This window comes from Cellulosimicrobium sp. 72-3 (assembly GCF_013127315.1).
Taxonomy (GTDB): domain Bacteria; phylum Actinomycetota; class Actinomycetes; order Actinomycetales; family Cellulomonadaceae; genus Cellulosimicrobium; species Cellulosimicrobium funkei.
This window is the reverse complement of the sequence record NZ_CP053419.1, coordinates 2,404,336-2,421,600: the sequence shown is the minus strand read 5'-3', so window position 1 is coordinate 2,421,600 and position 17,265 is coordinate 2,404,336. Positions and strand designations below refer to the sequence as shown.

Below are 17,265 nucleotides of genomic sequence, written 5' to 3'. Positions count from 1 at the left end.
CGGACAGCACACGCCCGCTCCGTAGACACGGCCCATGAGCACCCCTGCCCCGCACCCCGCCCCTCCCGCCTCGTCCCCGCCGCCCGTGTCCCGACGCCGACGACGGTGGCGTGCCGCGATCGTCACGGCCCTTGCCGTGCTGCTCCCGCTGGGTGGCGCCACGGCGTGGGCGCTGGACCGGTTCGTCGTCGAGCACGTCGAGATCGCCGACGTGTCGGCGTACGAGGCCTCGCAGGGTCTCGACGCGAGCGGGGCGTCGGGCCAGGGGGCGACCGCGGACGACGGCGCGGGCGCCTCGACCGGGACCTCGGCGGGCACCTCCGCGGGCACCGGGACGGTCGACGGCGACACGTACACGTCCGACAGCACGAGCATCACGGTCTCCCGGGTGACCACCGGGTCGGGGGACGACACCCTGACGTACTACGTGGCCGACGTCGTGCTCTCCGACATGACGGACCTGCGCTCCGCGTTCGCGCAGGACGCGTTCGGCACGAACATCACGGAGACGACGTCGGACATCGCTGCCGACAACGGCGCCGTCCTCGCGGTCAACGGCGACTACTACGGGTTCCGTGACACCGGCATCGTCGTCCGCAACGGCGTCGTGTACCGGGACGAGGGTGCGCGCGAGGGCCTCGCGCTCTACCGCGACGGCCATGTCGAGGTCTACGACGAGACGACGACGGACGCGCAGAGCCTCGTCGACGCCGGGGTGTGGAACACGCTGTCGTTCGGGCCCGCGCTCGTCGAGGACGGCGAGGTCGTGGCCGGGATCGACGACGTCGAGGTCGACACGAACGTCGGGAACCACTCGATCCAGGGCGAGCAGCCGCGCACGGCGATCGGGGTCGTCGACGAGAACCACCTCGTCCTCGTCGTCGTGGACGGCCGTCAGGAGGGCTACTCGCGCGGCGCGACGACGACCGAGCTCGCCGAGATCCTGCAGGACCTCGGCGCGACGACCGCCTACAACATCGACGGCGGCGGGTCCTCGACCCTCTGGTTCGACGGCGAGGTCGTCAACAGCCCGTCACAGGGCCGTGAGCGTGGCACGTCCGACGTCCTCTACGTCGCGGACGGTGCCTGATGACCGCCGCGACCACGCGCGAGCAGCCCGCGGACCCGGCGACGAGCGTCGCGCGGACCGCCGTCGTGGTGCCCGCGTACCAGCCCGACGCGCGGCTCGTCGCGCTCGTCGACGCGCTGCGGGCGGCCGTCCCCGGGTCCCCGGTCGTGGTGGTCGACGACGGCAGCGACCGGCGGTGCGGGGGAGTGTTACGCACGGTGCGGGCGCTGGGCGCCGTGGTGCTCACCGTTCCGGTAAACCGTGGGAAGGGCCACGCGCTGCGGACCGGGATCCGGTGGGTGCGCGACCGGCTGCCCGGCCACGGCGTGGTGTGCGCCGACGCGGACGGGCAGCACACCGTCGTCGACGTGCTGCGGGTCGCCGCGCGCTCGCAGGCCGAGCCCGAGGCCGTCGTGCTCGGCGCGCGCCGCTTCGCGGGCGACGTGCCGGTGCGCAGCCGCGTCGGCAACGCCGCGACCCGCTGGGCGTTCGCCGCGACGACCGGCACGCGTGTCCGGGACACCCAGACCGGGCTGCGCGCCTACGGGCCGGGCCTGCTCGACGATCTCCTCGCCGTGCGCGGGGACCGGTACGAGTACGAGCTGCGCGCGCTCCTCGAGGCGACCCGCGCGGGCCGCCGGATCGTCGAGGTGGACGTCGCGACGGTGTACCTCGACGACAACGCGTCCTCGCACTTCCGGCCCGTCGCCGACTCGCTGCGCGTGTGGGCGCCGCTGCTGCGGTTCGCGGCGTCGTCGCTCGGGTCGGCCGCGGTCGACGTCGTCGCGCTGCTCGCGCTGCACGCGCTCACCGGGTCGCTCCTGGCGGCCGTGGTGGGCGCGCGCCTGCTCAGCGCGGGCGTGAACTTCGCCGTGAACCGCCGCCTGGTGTTCCCGGGCGGGCGCGATCTCCCGCTACGCGTCGCGGCGGCCCGGTACGTGGCGCTCGCGGTCGTGCTGCTCGCGGCGAGCTACGGGCTGCTCGCGCTGCTGACCGGGATCGGCCTGCCGCTCCTCGCGGCCAAGGTCGGCACCGACGCCGTGCTCGTCGCGACGAGCTACGAGGTGCAGCGGCGCGTGGTGTTCGCGCCTCTCAGTGCTGACCGTCGTGCCGCTCGACGAGGGCGGGCACGTGATCGCGCGCCGTCCAGCGCCGGCCGACCCACTTGATGACCTCGACGAGCAGGAAGACGACGAGCGCGAGCCCGAGCGTCTTGCCCCACTCCGCGAGCGCGATGGGCGCCGAGTCGAACCACGAGTGCATGAACGGTGCGTAGACGAAGACGGCCTGCAGCGCGAGCAGCGTCGCCGCCGAGACCCAGACCACCCGGTTGCCGCGCAGCACGTCGAGCGTGAGGCTCGACCGGTCGAGGAACCGGCAGTTGAACAGGTAGGCGAGCTGGCCGAGCGCGAGCATCGTGACCGCCGTCGTCTGGGCCTCGGCGAGCGGGACGCCCTGCGCCCGCTCGACGTAGAACAGCAGGATGGTCGCGCCGCCGATGAGGAGCGACACGAGCAGGATGCGGCGCACGTACGCGCCGTCGAGGATCGACGCCTTCGGGTCGCGCGGGGCGCGGCGCATGACGTCGGGCTCCGCCTTCTCGTACGCGAGCGCGAGCGACAGCGTGACCGCGGTGATCATGTTGATCCACAGCACCTGGACCGGCTGGAGCGGCAGGGTGAGGCCGAACAGGACCGCGACGAGGATGACGAGCGACTGCGCGCCGTTGGTCGGGAGCAGGAACAGGACGGACTTGCGGATGTTGTCGTAGATCCGCCGCCCCTCCTTCACGGCCCGCTCGATGGTCGCGAAGTTGTCGTCGGCGAGCACGACCTCGGCGGCCTCCTTGGTCGCCTCGGTGCCCTTGATGCCCATCGCGACGCCGACGTCCGCCTGGGTGAGCGCGGGGGCGTCGTTGACGCCGTCGCCCGTCATCGCGACGACCTCGCCGTGCGACTGGAGCGCGGACACGATGCGGATCTTGTGCTCGGGGCTCGTGCGCGCGTACACGTCGACGTCGCGCACCACCTGGCGCAGCTTCTCCGTGCTCATCTCCTCGAGCTCGGGGCCGGTGAGCACGGCCGGCGCGGACGAGCCGTCGTGGGCGTCGACGATGCCCATCTCGCGGCCGATCGCGAGCGCGGTGCCCGCGTGGTCGCCGGTGATCATCTTCACGCGGATGCCCGCGTCGCGGCACTCGGCGATGGCCTCGATCGCTTCGGGGCGTGGCGGGTCCACGATGCCGACGAGCCCGCACAGCTCCAGGCCGTCCGCGACGTCGGCGACGTCGAGGTCCGCCGTGCCGTCGGCGGCCGGGCGTCGCGCGGCTGCCAGCACGCGCAGACCCTGCCCGCCGAGCACGTCGATCTGCGCGTCCCAGAACGCGCGGTCGAGCGGCTCGCTGCCGCCGTCCGGGCCGACCTGGGTCGCGCAGCGGTCGAGGACGCGGTCGGGCGCGCCCTTGACGTGCACGTGCAGGCCGCCGTCGGGGTCTGCGTCGAGCGTCGCCATGAACTTGTTCTCGGACTCGAACGGCACGACGGCGACGCGCCGCCACCCCGTCGGGTCGACGCCGGCCTTCATGCCGAGCGTGCGCAGCGCGCCCTCCGTCGGCTCGCCGACGAGCCGCCAGCCGTCGGTGTCCTCGCCGTCGGGCACGATCCGCGCGTCGTTGCACAGCATCATGACCGTCGCGAGGGCCGCGAGGTCGCGGTCGTCGGCGAGGTCCGCGTGCCGGGTGCCCGACGCCGGTCCCTCGCCCGCGCCGTCCACCTCGTCGGGTGCGCCGGTCGACCCGGGGCGGGGCGCGTCGTCGGGCACGGTCACGTCTCCCACGGGCGCGTACCCCGCGCCCGCGACCGCGAACGTGCGCCCGCTCGTGCGGACCGTGCGTGCCGTCATCTCGTTCTTGGTGAGCGTGCCGGTCTTGTCCGAGCAGATCGTGGTCACCGAGCCGAGCGTCTCGACCGCGGGGAGCTTGCGCGTGATAGCGCGGCGCCGGGCCATCTGCTGCACCCCGAGCGCGAGGGTGATCGTTACGAGCGCGGGCAGGCCCTCCGGCACCGCGGCGACGGCGAAGCCGATGGACGCCGAGATGAGGTCGGGCACCGAGAAGTCGTGCACGACCCGGCCGATGATCACCATGACGACGGCCATCGCGAGGATGAGCACCGCGAGCAGCTTGCCGAACCGGTCGAGCTGGCGCGTCAGCGGCGTCGCGAGGCTGCGGACCTCGGAGATCATCGTCTGGATCCGGCCGATCTCGGTCGCCGTCCCGGTCGCGGTGACGACGCCCACGCCCTGGCCCGCGGCCACGAGCGTGCTCGAGAACAGCATGCTCGACCGGTCGCCCACGCCCGCGTCCGCCCCGACCGGGGCCACCGACTTTGCCGCCGCGACCGACTCGCCCGTGAGCGCCGACTCCTCGACGCGCAGGTTCGTCGCCTGGATCAGCCGGACGTCCGCGGGCACGCGGTCGCCCGAGCGCACGCGCACGACGTCGCCGGGCACGACGTCGTCGGCGTCCACGCGGGCCCACGCGCCGTCGCGCCGCACCTCGGCGTTGACGGACAGCATGTTCCGGATGCCTTCGAGCGCGCTCTCCGCGCGCCCCTCCTGGATGAACCCGATCGCCGCGTTGATCACCGCGACCGCGAGGATCACCGTGAAGTCGACCCAGTCGCCGAGGATCGCCTTGAGCACCGCCGAGACGAGCAGGATGTAGATGAGGATGTCGTCGAAGTGGACGAGGATCCGCTTCCACAAGGGGTCGCGCTGCGGCGGCGGCAGCCGGTTGGGCCCCACCTCCGCGAGCCGCGTCGCGGCGTCGGCGGTGGAGAGGCCGCCCGCGTCCGTGCCGAGCTCGGCGAGGACGGCGTCGGGCGGGCGCGACCACGGCGCGTCGAGCGAGCGCTCGGTCGTGCTCGCCGAGGTCGAGGAGACCGCCGTGGCGGGGGTCGGTGCAGCGTCCGGCGCGGATCCCATGCCCCTATTCGACCCCCGATGCCCGGATCGCGCGAGGGGCGAAGGACCGTGACCCGCGACACGCCAGCGGTCAGTGGTCAGCGGCCGGCGGTCAGGGTGAGGAGAACGGGTTCACGACCGGGACGCCGCTGTCGACGAAGTCCCGGGTGTTCCGTGTCGCCACCGTGAGCCCGTGGGCGAGCGCGGTCGCCGCGAGCAGGGAGTCGACGACGGGCAGCGGGTGCGCCGCGTGCACGGCCGGCCATCGCTGCGCGATCTCGAGCGTGACGGGCAGGATGCGGTCCCCGTACGTCTCCTCGAGACCGTGGACCCACGTCTCGAGCGCGGTCGCCCGTGCGGCGTCGCGGGGCACGAGGCGCTGGACCCCGGTGCGGATCTCGCCGACGGTCAGCACCGAGAGGTAGATCTGAGGCGTCCGCAGCCCGCGGAGCCATGCGACGACCTGCTCGTCCGGTCGGGTTCGCACGAGCTCGGACACGACGTTCGTGTCGAGCAGGTACCTCACGCGTCGACCCCGAGATCGAGCTCGCGCAACGGAGTCCGGTCACGGGTGAGGTCGAGGTCGTCCGCCGTGGGTGCCTGAAGGAGGTAGTCGGCGAGCTCCACCCGGACCCCGGCGAGCTCGTGGTAGAGGTCGATCCCGACGACGACGGCGATCTCCTTGCCGTGCCGGGTGATGACCTGTGGACCGTTCTCGGCCTCTCGCAAGACCTCGCTCAGGCGTTGCTTCGCGTCCTGCACCTGCCAGCTCATGGGACCCCCGCTCCTCGTCCTGTCTGGACAGACTAGACAGGACGGAGCCGGGGATCAAGGCGCGTGGCATGCCTGGGAGAATCGACGACGTGAGCGAGACCAGCACCCGAGCCGGCCTGCGGGTCGTGCACGTCACCGACCCCGCCGACGGCCGCCTCGCGGACTACAACCGCCTGACCGACGTCGCGCTGCGGTCCAAGCACGAGCCGGAGAAGGGGCTGTACATCGCCGAGAGCTCGACGGTGATCCGGCGGGCGCTCGCCGCCGGGCACCGGCCCCGGTCGTTCCTCATGGCCGAGCGCTGGCTCGACGACCTCGCCGACGACATCGCCGCGCTGCCGGTCGACGACGCCCCGGGCGGCACGGGCGAGCAGGTCCCGGTGTACGTCGGGGCGCCCGACGTGCTCGAGGCGATCACCGGGTTCCACCTGCACCGCGGGGCGCTCGCGGCGATGCACCGCCCGCCGCTGGTCCCCGTGCGCGACCTGCTCTCCGCGGCGCGCGGCGGCACGGGCGCGCGGCGGGTCGCGGTGCTGGAGGACATCGTGGACCACACGAACGTCGGGGCGATCTTCCGCTCGGCAGCCGCGCTCGGCGTGGACGCGGTGCTGGTCTCGCCGCGCTGTGCGGACCCGCTCTACCGCCGCTCCGTGCGCGTGAGCATGGGCACGGTGTTCCAGGTGCCGTGGACGCGGTTCGAGACGTGGCCGGGCGGGCTGGACCTGCTGCGCGACGAGGGGTTCACGGTCGCGGCGCTCGCCCTCGCCGACGACGCGGTGAGCCTCGACGACGTCGTGGCCGACCCGCCCGAGCGGCTCGCGCTCGTGCTCGGCACGGAGGGCGACGGTCTGTCGCGCGGCGCGATCGAGGCGGCGGACCGGGTCGTGACGATCCCCATGGCGGGGGGAGTGGACTCGCTCAACGTCGCCGCGGCGTCGGCTGTCGCGTTCTGGGCGACGCGCGTTCCCTGACTCGTCGGTCGCGGCGGGAGCGACGGGAACAACGGTGCTCCCCGACGCGTTGGGCCCGTGTCCGTACGTCGTACGAGAAGAGGTCCCGTGCCGGTCCAGCCCTCCCCGTCCCTGCGTGCCACCACCCGTCCCGACCGCCTGCGCGACGCCGCGGCGCATGCCGTCGCCGAGGAGCAGCAGCACCTCGACGCCGCGCTCGCCCGCCGCGCGGAGCTCCTCGCGGAGCTCGACGCGCAGCTCGCCGCCCCTGCCGACGACGTCGCCGACCGGGTCCCGGCCGCGGGCCCGCCCGGGGCCGAGGCCGTCGTCGAGCGCGCGCGGCGCGCCGGGCTGCGCCGCCGTCGCACGGAGCTCGAGCGCGCGGAGAGCGGGCTCGTCTTCGGCCGCGTCGACACCGTCGACGGGGTCACGCGCCACGTCGGGCGCGTCGGGATCACTGCGCCCGAGGACGACGCGGACCCGCTCGTGCTCGACTGGCGTGCTGACGGTGCGCGCGCCTTCTACACCGCGACAGCGCGCGAACCGCAGGGTCTCGCGCGGCGTCGGCACGTGCGGACCGCGGGGGACCGGGTCACCGGCGTGGACGACGAGCCGCTCGACGGCTCGGCGACCGGGGCGGAGCAGGAGGGCGGCCTCGTCGGCGAGGGCGCGCTGCTCGCGGCGCTGTCGGAGCGCCGTACCGGGCGCATGGGCACCGCCGTCGCGACCCTCCAGACGGAGCAGGACGCGATCGTGCGCGCCCCGGCGGACCAGGTGCTCGTCGTGCAGGGCGGCCCGGGGACGGGCAAGACCGTCGTCGCGCTGCACCGCGTCGCGTACCTGCTGTTCACCCACCCGCACCTCGCGGAGCGGGGCGTCCTCCTGCTCGGGCCGTCGTCGCGCTTCCTCGAGTACGTGGCGCAGGTGCTGCCCGCGCTCGGGGAGACGGCGGTCGTCTCGGCGACGTGCGACACGCTCGTGCCCGGCGTCGCGCCGGAGCGTGACGAGGCGCGCGACGTCGCGGAGATCAAGGGGCGCGCGCTGTGGCAGGACGTCGTCGCCCGGTACGCGGACTCCCTCGTCCCGGATGCGCGAGAACTGACGGTCCGCCTCGACGGCGAGCCGCTCACGCTCGACGCGGCCCGCGTCGCCCAGGTCCTCCGTGCCTCTCGCGCGGGAGGTCGCAGCGTGCTGGCCGCGCGGGGCCGGGCCGTGGACCTGCTGCTCGACGCTCTCGTGGACGAGGCCGCGGCACGCCACGCCGAGCTGCTCGAACGGGTCGAGGAGGGGTTCGAGGACGTGCTCGGGAAGCTCGACGCCGGGCTCGCCGCGCGCGACGACCGCGCCCCCACGACCGGCGCGCGCGGCGGCGACGTCGACGGCGAGCTCACCGAGGAGGACCTCGACCGGCTCCGGGAGGACCTCGCGCGCGACGCCGGGTTCGCGGCCGCCGTCGACGCCTGGTGGCCCGTCACGGGCGTCCGCACCGCGCTCGCGGACCTGCTGGGCGACGCCGCGCTCCTCGCGCGCCACGCGCCCGACCTGACGGCGGCAGAGGCGCGCCGCGTCACGAGCGAGCCGCCCGCGCTCGCACCGAGCGACGTGCCGCTGCTCGACGCGCTCGCCGACGCGCTGGGGGCTCCCGACGCGCCCGGCGAGCAGGGCGAGTTCCTCGCGCAGCGCGCGGCCGCGCGCCGCGACTGGGTCTACGGGCACGTCGTGGTCGACGAGGCGCAGGAACTTTCGCCCATGCACTGGAACATGGTGCTGCGCCGCTGCCCGACGCGGTCCGTGACGGCCGTCGGGGACGTCGACCAGACCGAGGCGCCGCACCGCCACACGGACTGGGCGGACGCCGTCGGGCCGGTCCTCGGGAACCGCTGGCGGCGTGCGGACCTCACCATCTGCTACCGCACCCCGCGCGAGGTCATGGCGCTCGTCGGGCCGGTGCTGCGCGCCGCGGACAGCCGGAACGACCCGCCGCGCGCGGTGCGGGACGCGGGGGTCGAGCCGCGGGACGTCGTCGTGCCGGGCGGCGCGCCAGGACGACTGGGTGAGACGGTCGCCGCCGAGGTCGCACGCCTCGCGGCCCGGTACGACGGCGGGACCGTGGGCGTCGTGGCGCCGCTCGCGCGCCTCGCGACGCTGCGCGCGGCGGTCCAGGGCGTGCCCGTCCTCGGGACGTCGGAGGCGAAGGGCCTCGAGTGGGACGCGGTCGTCGTCGTGGACCCCGACGGCGTCGCCGCCGAGCCGCGCGGGTGGAACGGGCTGTACGTGGCGATGACCCGGTGCACGCAGGAGCTCGTGCGCGTCGCGGTGAGCGAGCCCGTCGGCTCGGCCTGAGGGCCGCGCTCAGTCCGGGGGCGCCGCCCGGGCGAACCGGTCGACCTCCCGCACCACGACCTCGACGAGCGCCGGGTCGCCGAGCGGGAGGAAGTGCCCGGCGAGCGGCAGCTCGACGTTCCGTCCGCCCTCGAGGCGGCCGGTCTCGGGGATGTGGGGGTCGAAGCGCGGGTAGACGGCCGTGATGCGCGCGTCGACCCCGCGCTCGGCGGCGAGCGCGACCAGCGCGGCGTCGCGCGGCGAGAACGCGCGCAGCGTGCGCCCGAGGAGGTATTGCGCGTAGCGCGAGCCGCGGAACGGCGTCGCCACGGCGACCATGCCGGCGACGCGCGGCCCGGCGGCCGACAGCATGACGCGCTTGCCGACGAGGCCGCCCTTGCTGTGGGCGACGAGGACGACGTCGCGCAGGTCGGACCGCTCGAGGAATGCCGCCGTGCGGTCGGCCGCCTCGGCGAACGGGCGCCGGTTGTAGCAGAGGCCGGGCACGGCGTGCACGGGGTGCCCGGCCCGGGCGAGGGCCGTCGCGACCGGCCCGAGGAGCTGCCACGTCTCGTAGACGCCGGGCAGGAGCACGACGGGGCTCGCGCCGCCGGGGCCGGTCGGGACGGGTCGGCGCGCGCGCAGGGCGCCCTGGACCTGGCGCGCGGCGACGTACGCGTAGTCCACCGCGCGGTCGCGCAGCCGCAGCGAGCGGGGCCAGCGGGGCGCCCTCACGGCAGGCCTTGGGGCAGGTCTCGCGGCAGTCCGCGCGGCAGTCCACCGGCATCACGCACGGCGGCGACGATCCCCTCCGGGTCGGCGTCCATCGCGTGGTGGCGTCCCCGGACCTCGCGGAACGTGCCGCGCGGCGCGGCGAGCGCGAGCTCGCGGCACCACCGGCGCGGCGCGATCGGGTCGTGCGCGCCCCGCACCACGACGAGACGCCCCGGCACGTGCGGCACGACGTCCTCGAGCCGGTGCGCCAGCATGTGCCGGACCTGGCGCGCGTAGTGCGGCAGCGAGCAGCGCAGCACGTAGTCGACGGCGAGCGTCGCGAGCGCGCGCGGCCGCTCGCCCACCGCGTCGCGCGCGAGCCGCAGCGCCTGGCGCGGCGCGCTGCGGGCGTGGCGGTCCGCCGTCGGCCCGACGAGCACCCCCGCGGGCGCCTCGCGGGGGTGGTCGGCCATCGCCTGGGCGACGACCTGCCCGCCCATCGAGTGGCCGACGAGCACGACGACGGGGCGCGGGGCGCCGTCGGGCAGGTCGAGCAGTCGGCGGCGCACGTGCTCCGCGACGACCGCCGCGTGCTCCTCGATCGACACGTCGCGCGACGCGCGGGGCGCCGCGCCGAAGCCGGGCAGGTCGATCGCGTGCACGGCGACCCGGGGGAGCGCGCCCGGCCGCAGGAGCGCGCGCCGCACCGGGTCGAACGCGCGCGCCGACGTCCCGACGCCGTGCACGAGCACGACGACGACGTCGGGCGCGTCCGCCCCGGACACGTGCACGACGGCGGCGAGGTCGCCGACCGAGCAGTGCACTTCGGCTGTGCCCGACGCCGACGCCGCCGACGCAGTCGACGTCCCGGACGACGCGCCGGAGCGGGCCCGGGCGAACCGGACCCGCTCCGTGACGTGCTGGGTGTCGTCGGCCGTGGCCGGCGACGTGCTCCGGGTCGTCAGCTGACGTCTCCTCGCCACGCGCCCGTCTCGGCCCCGCGGGACTCGATGAACTCCTTGAACCGGGCGAGGTCGCCCTTGACGCGGCGCTCGTCGAGCTGGAGGACGTCGCCGACCTTCTCCACGACCCCCTCCGGCGTCCAGTCGAGCTGGACCGTGACGCGGGTCTGCGTGTCGTTCAGCCGGTGGAAGGTCACGACGCCCGCGTGGTCGGGGCCCGACGTGCTGTTCCACGCCACCCGCTCGTCGGGGTGCTGCTCGGTGATCTCCGCGTCGAACTCGCGCTCGACGCCGCCGATCTTCGTCTTCCAGTGCGTGTGCGTCGCGTCGAGCTGACGGATCTCCTCGACGCCCTCCATGAAGCGGGGGAACTCCTCGAACTGGGTCCACTGGTCGTAGGCCGTGCGGACGGGGACGTCGACGTCGATCGACTGGGTGACCGTGCTCATCGGTGATACCTCCTGTGGTTGGCGGGCGGTACGACCACACCCTTCCCGGGGTACGTCCCGCTCGCGCGGCGAACGGGGGTCGGGCTCACTCCAGCGCGCTCGACGGGTCTCCGGACGCCGGCTCGGCCGCGTCGGTGCGCGAGCCGAGGGAGTCGTCGCCCATGTCCTGCGCGTCCACGACGGCGAGCTCGTCGAGGAGGAACAGGAACGCGCGGGCGTACGGGTTGTCGTCCACGCGCTCCCGGACGTCGGACCAGTCGATCTGCTCGCGCATCGCCCGCGCGACCGGCAGGAGCCGCGAGAAGTCGCAGTAGTGCTCGCCGAGGACGCGCAGCTTCGACGCCATGATCTCGGTCGCGGACAGCACGGGCATGCGGACCGCGAGGACCTCGAGCTCGTCGGTACGCGCGAGCAGGTCGTCGTCGATCGGCTCGCCGACCATCCGGTACAGGACGTCGATGAGCTCGCCCCCGTGGTAGGCCTTGAAGAGCCAGTTCTCCGTCGGCTCCGTGATCTCGAGCCCCGCCTCGCGCAGCACCTCGCGTGCGCGGTCCACGTCCACCTCGCGGATCGCGAAGTCGGCGTCGTGGCTCGGCTCCGGCGCCCCGCGCGCCCACGCCGCGTAGCCGCCGACGAGCGCGTGCGGGATCTCGGCCTCGGCCAGCGCCGCGGCGGTCATCCGGAGGCCGTCGTGCAGTGCGTCCCTGTCGTCCACCATGCCCAGGGTCTACACCACCCCGGGGGTGCTGGCACGTCGCCACGGGGGAGCGGCCGCCCTGCCGAGCGCGTGCGGCGTCGGGCCGTGGTCCCCACAATCGGGAGGGTGCGCCTCGCGACGTTCAACATCCTGCACGGGCGGTCGCTCGTCGACGACCGCGTCGACGTCGACCGCTTCGCCGGTGCCGTCCGGGCCCTCGACGCGGACGTCCTCGCGCTCCAGGAGGTGGACCGGGACCAGCCCCGCTCGCACCGCGCCGACCTCACCGCGGTCGCGGCCGAGGCGGCGGGCGCCGTCGACCACCGGTTCGTCGCGACGCTCGTCGGCGAGCCGGGCGTGTGGACCGCCCCGACGGGCGAGCACCAGCCCGGCCGGGCGGCGTACGGGATCGCCGTCGTGAGCCGGTACCCCGTCACGGCGTGGCGCACCGTCCTGCTGCCCGCGCCCCGCACGCGCGTGCCCGTGCGCTTCCCCGGGCGCCGGCTGCCGACGCTCGTGCGCGACGAGCCGCGCGCGGCCCTCGTCGCGCGCGTCGAGGCGCCGGGCGGGCCGGTGACGGTCGTGTGCACGCACCTCACCTTCGTGCCCGGGCGCAACCTCACGCAGCTCGTGCGGCTCACCCGGGAGCTCGCCGCCGACGTGCCCGACGGCGAGCCCGTCGTCCTGCTCGGCGACCTCAACATCGAGGCGCCCCAGGCGGCGCGCACCAGCGGGTGGCGTCCGCTCGCCTCCGCGCCGACGTTCCCCGTCGGCGAGCCCGCGCGCCAGCTCGACCACGTGCTCGCCCACGGCCCGGTCCGGGCGACGGCGCCCGCCGTCGCGGTCGACACGGGGCTGTCGGACCACCGGGCGCTCGTCGTGCCCGTCGCGCTCGGCGGGGAGCGGCACGCGTCCCCGACCCGCGCGCACGCGGCGGACGAGGACCACGCGCCGCCCACCGCGGGCGCGGGAGAGCCGCGACGGCGGGCCGGCCGGGCCGCCGAGGGCTGACCGCGAGGCCGTTCGTGAGCCCCGTCACACGGACGTGAGGGGCTGGTTCCGGGCGGGCGACATAGATTAGCCTCACCTTTGTGAGTGGAACCTCAGCTGCCTCGGTCGCGCCGGGCCTGCCCGGCGCCCCGGCGCTCGCGGGTCACGACCTGCGGCTGTCCTACGACGCCCGCACCGTGGTCCACGGCGCCGCGCTCGAGCTCGCCCCGGGGGCCGTCACGGCCCTCATCGGGCCCAACGGCTCGGGCAAGTCGACCCTCCTGCGCTCGCTCGCGCGCCTGCACCGGCCTGACGCCGGGACCGTCGCCCTGGACGACGAGCCCGACGCGCTCGCGCTCCACGCCAAGGACTTCGCGCGGCGCGTGACGCTCCTGTCGCAGAGCCGGCCCACGCCGTCGGGCGTGAGCGTGCGCGACGTCGTCGCCTACGGGCGCCACCCCTACCGCGGCCGGTTCCGCTCGAACGACCCCGACGGCCCGCGCGCGATCGCGCACGCCATGGACGTCACGGGCATCACCGCGATGGCCGACCGCGGCGTCGACGAGCTCTCCGGCGGCGAGCTGCAGCGCGTGTGGCTCGCGACGTGCCTCGCGCAGGACACGAAGGTGCTCCTGCTCGACGAGCCGACGACGTACCTCGACCTGCGCTACCAGGTCGAGCTGCTCGACCTGGTCCGCGACCTGGCGAGCGAGCACGGCGTGGCCGTGGGCGTCGTCCTGCACGACCTCAACCAGGCCGCCGCGGTGGCCGACCACGTCGTCCTGCTCCACGGCGGCGTCGTGCGCGCCACGGGCCGGGCCGAGGACGTGCTCACGACCGAGCTCCTCACCGAGGTCTACGGCATCCACGTCGACGTCTACACGCACCCCCTCACGGGGCGCACGTGCTGCGAGCCGCTCGGTCGGCACGCCGCCCGGCTGGACGCGGCCGTCCTCGTCTGACCGCGGCGTCCGGCCGCCGGGCCGCGACTCTCCGCGCCTCTTCGTACTCCTCCGCACCGTCTCCGCACCGAACCCGAAGGACACCCATGCGCTCGACCACCCGTTCCCTCGCCGTGGGCGCCGTCGCGCTCGCGACCGCGCTCGCGCTCACCGCGTGCGGCACGACCGAGGAGCCCGCGACCGGCGGCTCGTCCGACGGCGCGACGACCGACGCCGCGTCCGGCCCGGTCACCGTCACCGACGAGCGCGGCGAGGTCACCCTCGACGCCCCGGCCACCGACATCGTCTCGCTCGAGTGGGGCCTCACGGAGAACCTCGTGGCGCTGGGCGTCGAGCCCGTCGGCCAGGCGGACGTCGAGGGCTACAACACGTGGGACACCGTCGCGCCCATCGACGCGAGCACGCCCGACGTCGGCACGCGCGGCGAGCCGAGCCTCGACGCGATCTCGGCGCTCGAGCCGGACCTCGTCGTGACGACCACCGACCTGCCGGAGAACGTCATCGCGCAGATCGAGGAGGTCGCGCCGGTGCTCGCGCTGCGCGGCTCCGACGGTGAGGACCCCATCGGCTACATGCGCTCCACGGTCGAGACGCTCGGCACCCTGACGGGTCGCGAGGACGAGGCGGCCGCCGCGCTCGAGGAGTACGACGCGAAGATCGCCGAGGCCACCACCGCGCTCGACGAGGCGGGCCTCGCCGGGGCCGAGTTCACGATGGCCGACGGTTGGGTGACGAACGGCGCGGTCTCGATCCGCATGTACACGCCGGGCTCGTTCTTCGGCGCCATCGGCGAGGAGATCGGTCTCGTCAACGCCTGGACCGAGGGCGGCGACCCCGACTACGGCCTCGCGCAGACCGACGTCGAGGGCCTCACCCAGCTCGGCGACGTGCAGTTCCTCTACGTCGCGAGCGACTCCGAGGCGAACCCGTTCGAGGAGGGCCTCGCCGGCAACGCCGTGTGGGAGCAGCTCCCGTTCGTCACGGCCGGCGACGTGCACCGTCTGCCCGACGGCATCTGGATGTTCGGCGGCCCGCTGTCCGCCGCGGCCTACGCCGGCGCGGTCGTCGAGGCCCTGACGGCCTGACGCGCAGACCCTCGGGCGCGCACCCCCGCCAGGACGACGAGAAGGCTGACGAGACCCACTGTGAGCAGGCGAGAGCAGCGCACCGCGCCGGAGCCGGACACCCTCCTCCTGGAGGACCCGGCTCCGGCCGTCGTCCCCGGCGCGGACGGCACGGAGGGCGGCGTCCCCCCGGGTGCCGGAACCGCCCCGGGCCCGACGGCGACCGCCCCCCGCGCGCGGACGTCGCGCCTCGGGGTCGCGGGCGCGTTCCTCGCGGCGGTCGTCGTCGCGCTCGCGCTCGCCGCCGTGCACCTCACGCAGGGCACGGCCGACGTCGGCCCGCTCGACCTGCTGCGCCTCGCGACCGGGGGAGACGGGGTCGACCAGACGGTCGCCGTCCTCGTCGCGTCGCGCGTGCCGCGGCTCCTCGCCGGCCTGCTGCTGGGGGTCGCGCTCGGCGTCGCCGGCGCGGTGCTCCAGTCGGTCGCCCGCAACCCGCTCGCGTCGCCCGACACGCTCGCGGTCAACGCGGGCGCCTACCTCACGGTCGTCGTGGTCGCCGCGTTCGGCCTCTCCGTCCCGTTCTACCTCCAGGGCGGCCTCGCGTTCCTCGGCGGGCTCGCCGCGGCCGGGCTCGTGCTCGTCCTGGCGCGCGGCGGCGCCGACGGGCCGACCCGGCTCGTGCTCGCCGGCTCGGCCATCATGCTCGCGCTCCACTCGCTGACGACGGTCCTCCTCGTGCTGTTCGAGCAGGAGACGATGGGCCTGTTCGCGTGGGGGAGCGGCTCGATCGTCCAGTCGGGCACGCGCACGGTCACGATGGCCACGCCCGTCGTCGTGGTCGGCGTCCTCGCCGCGCTCGTCCTCGCGCGCCGGCTCGACCTCCTCGGCCTCGGGGACGACGCCGCGACCGTCCTCGGCGTCGACGTGCGCCGCACGCGCGTCGCCTCGGTGCTCGTCGCCGTCCTGCTCGCCTCGATCGCCGTGACCGTCGCCGGGCCGGTCGGGTTCGTCGGTCTCGCGGCGCCCGTCGTGGCCCGCCTCGTCGCACGTCGCGTGCCCGGGCTCGGGCGGCACGTCCTCCTCCTGCCCTTCGCGGCCCTCGTCGGCGTGGTCGTCGTGCTCGGCGCCGACGTCCTGCTCCGCCTCCTGCTGCCCGGGACGCTCTCGATCGCGGTGCCGACCGGCATCGTCACGACCGTCCTCGGCGCGATCCTGCTCGTGTGGCTCGCGCGCCGCCTGCGCGACTCGGGGCCCGCGTCGTCGCGCGGCGGGCACGGTGCGCTGAGCCGGCCGCGCTCGCGGCGCGCGGTCGTCGTGGTCGTGGTCGTCCTGTCGCTCGCCGTCGCCGCGGCCGCCGTCGCGGGCCTCCTGCTCGGCGACCGGGTCGTGCTGCTGGGCGACGTCGCGAACTGGTGGGCCGGCGTCGCCGGCCGGCACGTGACGTTCGTGCTCGACCAGCGCGTCCCGCGCGTGCTCGCGGCCCTCCTCGCGGGCGCCGCGCTCGCGCTCGCCGGCACGATCGTGCAGGCCGTGTGCCGCAACCCGCTCGCGGAGCCGAGCCTGCTCGGCGTGACGTCGGGCGCCGGCCTCGGTGCCGTGACGATGATCCTGCTCGTGCCCGGCGTCGGGATCTGGCCGATGTCCGCCGCCGCCGCGATCGGGGCCTTCGCCGTGTTCGGGCTCGTCTACGGGCTCTCCTACCGCGGCGGGCTGAGCTCCGACCGGCTCGTGCTCATCGGCATCGGCGCCCAGGCCGGGGTGATGGCGATCATCACGCTGCTCGTCGTCGTCGTCGCGCCGTGGGACGTGAACCTCGCGCTCACGTGGCTGTCGGGCTCCACGTACGGGCGCACGCTCGAGCAGCTGATCCCTGTCGCGCTCGCGCTGCTCGTGCTCACCCCGCTCACCGCGGTGTTCCGGCGCGACCTCGACGTCGTGGCGCTCGACGACGACACGCCGCGCGTCCTCGGCGTCGCGCTCGACCGCACGCGGCTGCTCCTGCTCGGCGTCGCCGCGCTGCTCACCGCCGCGGCCGTGTGCGCCATCGGGGCGCTCGCGTTCGTGGGCCTCGTCGCGCCGCACGCCGCCCGCGCGCTCGTCGGGTCGCGGCACTCCCGGGTCGTGCCCGTCGCGATGCTGCTCGGGGCCCTCCTCGTGTCCGTCGCGGACACGCTGGGCCGCGTCGTCATCGCGCCCGGGCAGATCCCGGCGGGTCTCGGCACCGCGCTGCTGGGCGCGCCGTACTTCGTCTACCTGCTCTGGCGCAGCCGCGGCCGCGGAGCGTGACGTGTCTCACCCCTCCGGGCGCAGGTCCGCGTCCCGGACGGGTTGACCCCGCCGTGGGCG

General features: G+C 75.3%; 16 protein-coding genes. 9 read left to right on the top strand and 7 right to left on the bottom strand.

Features of this window, described 5'->3' with window-relative positions; all coding sequences use genetic code 11:
• The first annotated feature begins 34 nt into the window (after positions 1 to 34).
• Both HKK73_RS10980 and HKK73_RS10975 read left to right on the top strand, forming a co-directional pair.
• Complete coding sequence (locus HKK73_RS10980; RefSeq protein ID WP_171467997.1) at positions 35 to 1,090, top strand: phosphodiester glycosidase family protein; 1,056 nt, start codon at positions 35 to 37, stop codon at positions 1,088 to 1,090.
• Positions 1,090 to 2,238, top strand: a complete 1,149-nt coding sequence (locus HKK73_RS10975) for a bifunctional glycosyltransferase family 2/GtrA family protein (RefSeq protein WP_171467996.1) — start codon at positions 1,090 to 1,092, stop codon at positions 2,236 to 2,238. Before HKK73_RS10980 ends, HKK73_RS10975 begins: the two co-directional genes overlap by 1 nt.
• On the opposite strand, the gene HKK73_RS10970 is transcribed toward HKK73_RS10975, so the two are convergent.
• The 3 genes from HKK73_RS10970 to HKK73_RS10960 form a co-directional block, all read right to left on the bottom strand.
• On the bottom strand, positions 2,162 to 5,053 hold the full coding sequence (locus tag HKK73_RS10970) for a cation-transporting P-type ATPase (RefSeq protein WP_171467995.1): 2,892 nt from the start codon (positions 5,051 to 5,053) through the stop codon (positions 2,162 to 2,164). The genes HKK73_RS10975 and HKK73_RS10970 overlap by 77 nt on opposite strands.
• A 91-nt stretch (positions 5,054 to 5,144) precedes the next feature.
• Positions 5,145 to 5,558: a type II toxin-antitoxin system VapC family toxin gene (locus HKK73_RS10965; protein WP_171467994.1), complete on the bottom strand. Its 414-nt coding sequence runs from the start codon at positions 5,556 to 5,558 to the stop codon at positions 5,145 to 5,147.
• Positions 5,555 to 5,806, bottom strand: a complete 252-nt coding sequence (locus tag HKK73_RS10960) for a type II toxin-antitoxin system Phd/YefM family antitoxin (RefSeq protein ID WP_171467993.1) — start codon at positions 5,804 to 5,806, stop codon at positions 5,555 to 5,557. The genes HKK73_RS10965 and HKK73_RS10960 overlap by 4 nt, the downstream gene beginning before the upstream one ends.
• Before the next feature lie 89 nt (positions 5,807 to 5,895).
• On the opposite strand from HKK73_RS10960, the gene HKK73_RS10955 reads away from it, so the two are divergent.
• Both HKK73_RS10955 and HKK73_RS10950 read left to right on the top strand, forming a co-directional pair.
• Positions 5,896 to 6,777: an RNA methyltransferase gene (locus HKK73_RS10955; RefSeq protein WP_253705622.1), complete on the top strand. Its 882-nt coding sequence runs from the start codon at positions 5,896 to 5,898 to the stop codon at positions 6,775 to 6,777.
• A gap of 87 nt (positions 6,778 to 6,864) precedes the next feature.
• The gene (locus HKK73_RS10950) at positions 6,865 to 9,099 is read left to right on the top strand and encodes an ATP-binding domain-containing protein (RefSeq protein WP_253705621.1); all 2,235 of its coding nucleotides are present in this window, start codon (positions 6,865 to 6,867) and stop codon (positions 9,097 to 9,099) included.
• Between the two features lie 9 nt (positions 9,100 to 9,108).
• Here the strand turns inward: HKK73_RS10950 and HKK73_RS10945 are convergent, their stop codons facing one another.
• Both HKK73_RS10945 and HKK73_RS10940 read right to left on the bottom strand, forming a co-directional pair.
• Positions 9,109 to 9,813, bottom strand: a complete 705-nt coding sequence (locus tag HKK73_RS10945; protein ID WP_171467992.1) for a triacylglycerol lipase — start codon at positions 9,811 to 9,813, stop codon at positions 9,109 to 9,111.
• Positions 9,810 to 10,616 (bottom strand): alpha/beta fold hydrolase, encoded by an 807-nt coding sequence (locus HKK73_RS10940; RefSeq protein ID WP_171467991.1) that lies wholly within the window; start codon positions 10,614 to 10,616, stop codon positions 9,810 to 9,812. The genes HKK73_RS10945 and HKK73_RS10940 overlap by 4 nt, the downstream gene beginning before the upstream one ends.
• Positions 10,617 to 10,623: 7 nt before the next feature.
• On the opposite strand from HKK73_RS10940, the gene HKK73_RS10935 reads away from it, so the two are divergent.
• The gene (locus tag HKK73_RS10935; RefSeq protein ID WP_171467990.1) at positions 10,624 to 10,761 is read left to right on the top strand and encodes a hypothetical protein; all 138 of its coding nucleotides are present in this window, start codon (positions 10,624 to 10,626) and stop codon (positions 10,759 to 10,761) included.
• On the opposite strand, the gene HKK73_RS10930 is transcribed toward HKK73_RS10935, so the two are convergent.
• Positions 10,754 to 11,203, bottom strand: coding sequence for an SRPBCC family protein (locus tag HKK73_RS10930; protein WP_021483430.1), 450 nt, complete (start codon positions 11,201 to 11,203; stop codon positions 10,754 to 10,756). The genes HKK73_RS10935 and HKK73_RS10930 overlap by 8 nt on opposite strands.
• Before the next feature lie 85 nt (positions 11,204 to 11,288).
• Positions 11,289 to 11,921 carry a nucleotidyltransferase family protein gene (locus HKK73_RS10925; RefSeq protein WP_076404711.1) on the bottom strand — a complete coding sequence of 211 codons (633 nt, stop codon included), beginning with the start codon at positions 11,919 to 11,921 and terminating at the stop codon, positions 11,289 to 11,291.
• 105 nt (positions 11,922 to 12,026) lie between these two features.
• On the opposite strand from HKK73_RS10925, the gene HKK73_RS10920 reads away from it, so the two are divergent.
• The 4 genes from HKK73_RS10920 to HKK73_RS10905 all read left to right on the top strand — a co-directional run bounded on the left by HKK73_RS10920 (position 12,027) and on the right by HKK73_RS10905 (position 17,205).
• Positions 12,027 to 12,911 carry an endonuclease/exonuclease/phosphatase family protein gene (locus HKK73_RS10920; protein ID WP_082774365.1) on the top strand — a complete coding sequence of 295 codons (885 nt, stop codon included), beginning with the start codon at positions 12,027 to 12,029 and terminating at the stop codon, positions 12,909 to 12,911.
• Between the two features lie 80 nt (positions 12,912 to 12,991).
• Positions 12,992 to 13,852, top strand: a complete 861-nt coding sequence (locus HKK73_RS10915) for an ABC transporter ATP-binding protein (RefSeq protein ID WP_021482060.1) — start codon at positions 12,992 to 12,994, stop codon at positions 13,850 to 13,852.
• Between the two features lie 86 nt (positions 13,853 to 13,938).
• A complete protein-coding gene (locus HKK73_RS10910) occupies positions 13,939 to 14,937 on the top strand; it encodes an iron-siderophore ABC transporter substrate-binding protein (protein WP_171467989.1) in 999 nt (332 codons plus the stop codon).
• A gap of 60 nt (positions 14,938 to 14,997) precedes the next feature.
• A complete protein-coding gene (locus tag HKK73_RS10905) occupies positions 14,998 to 17,205 on the top strand; it encodes an iron ABC transporter permease (RefSeq protein ID WP_276345079.1) in 2,208 nt (735 codons plus the stop codon).
• Positions 17,206 to 17,265 lie beyond the last annotated feature (60 nt).